General features: G+C 61.1%; 1 protein-coding gene. It reads right to left on the bottom strand.

All coding sequences use genetic code 11. The annotated features are described in order from the left end of the window. Positions 1 to 239: 239 nt before the first annotated feature. Positions 240 to 1,496 (bottom strand): ABC transporter substrate-binding protein, encoded by a 1,257-nt coding sequence (locus tag ACXJ7R_RS31920; RefSeq protein WP_457155287.1) that lies wholly within the window; start codon positions 1,494 to 1,496, stop codon positions 240 to 242. Between the last annotated feature and the right edge of the window lie 175 nt (positions 1,497 to 1,671).

Raw genomic sequence — 1,671 nt, 5'->3', positions numbered from 1 at the left:
GGTGAAATCTGTGCCTCCAGCTCTTCTGCATCGTCCGTCTTTCTCCGCTTCCACCGACACCTTGGGGGCGTTTGCCGACGTGAAGGTCAGCGCTGTCCGAACCACCGGGCTTCAGACCGCCGCAGCTTCCCGTCCTGCGATTGTCAGCCCGTTGCCGAGAGAAAAGAGAGCTTCCTGTCGGGTCGGGACGCGACCGAGGCGCCGCTGTAAGGGCGGCGCCTCGGGGTAGTGATCAGTTCCTAGTCGGAATTGCCGATGATCGTGGCGAACTTCGCGGTGGCGTCGTCAGCCGTCATGGAATCGTCTGCGAAGAATTGCGCGACGAGCTCATTGAGCTGCTGATTGGTGTTCTCGGTGATGAACCGGTTCGTCGCGGTGACGATGTTGGCCGGGTCTTCCACTGCCTTCAGCGACTTCTGCATGCACGGGTCGGCTGTCGACATGTCGACATCGCCACGCACGGGCATGGAACCCTTGGCGTTGTTGAAGGCGACCTGGACCTCGGGGCTGATCAGCAGCGCCGCAAGACGCTTCTGCGCTRCTTCGACATCCGGATTGTTCTGCTTGAAGAACAGGATGATGTCGCCGTCGGTGCTGACCACCGGCTTGGCCTCGTTCAGGCCGATCATGCAGCCGAAATCCTTGACTCCGGTCATGCCGGCGGCCGCGAATTCGCCGCGCGCCCAGTCGCCCATCACCTGAAGTCCGGCCTTGCCGGTGATCACCAGGTTGGTGGTGTCGTTCCAGTTGCGGTTGGCGTAGCCGTTGTCGGTGAACTGCTTCAGGGCCCTCAACTGCGTGAAGACGCCTTTCATCTCTGGGCTGCCCGCAATTTCGGCGCTCTTGGTGGTATACATCTTGTCGCGCTGTGCGACACCGAGAGCCTCGGTAACCATGTCCTGGAAGAGCAATTGAATCTGCCAGCCGTTTCCGTCGCCGCCGATGGCGAAGGGGATGAGGCCTGCCTCCTTGATCTTCGGCGCGGCCGCGAGGAAATCGGCCAGGTTCTTCGGCTCTGGCACGCCCGCTTTCTCGAACACCGGCTTGGAGTACCAGGCCCAGTAATTCGAATGGATGTTGACCGGAACGCACCACCAGTGGCCGTCAACGAGGCAGGCGCTGCCGATCGCCTTCGGGCGAATGACCTCATCCCACTTGCCGGCGGTCGCGACGTCCGTCAGGTCAAGCAGCTTGCCGCCCGAAATCAGTTCTTCGTACTGCCGGCCGGGATTGAACTGAGCGGCACCGGGCGGATCGCCGCCGAGCACGCGCTGCATGACGGTCGATCGGGCGGTCTCGCCGAGTGCGATGGCGCTGTCCACCCAGCGGTCGCCGTGGCCGTCATTGTCAAAGGCCTTTGCGAACTGCGACACCGCCGCCGACTCGCCCTTCGACGTCCACCAGTGAATCACTTCCAGGTCCGTCGCCGCGGCCGGACCGGCAAATTGCAGAGTAGCCGTCGCTGCCAGCGCAGCGGTCAAAAGTCTGTATCGCATTTCGGTTCCTCCCAGAATCTGAAACGTTACAGATTTTCGATACGGGAATTGCGTGACCTGCGCAACCCCATGAACGAAACGAGTTCGATATTTTTTCGAGCCGCGAACAAATTCACATGAGCAATCGCTTTTATATGCGCCGCAGCATGGATCGCTGCACTGCAGGACATCAAAC

It is taken from the genome of Mesorhizobium sp. P5_C1, from assembly GCF_054049815.1.
This window is presented reverse-complemented; position numbering and strand designations above follow the sequence as displayed.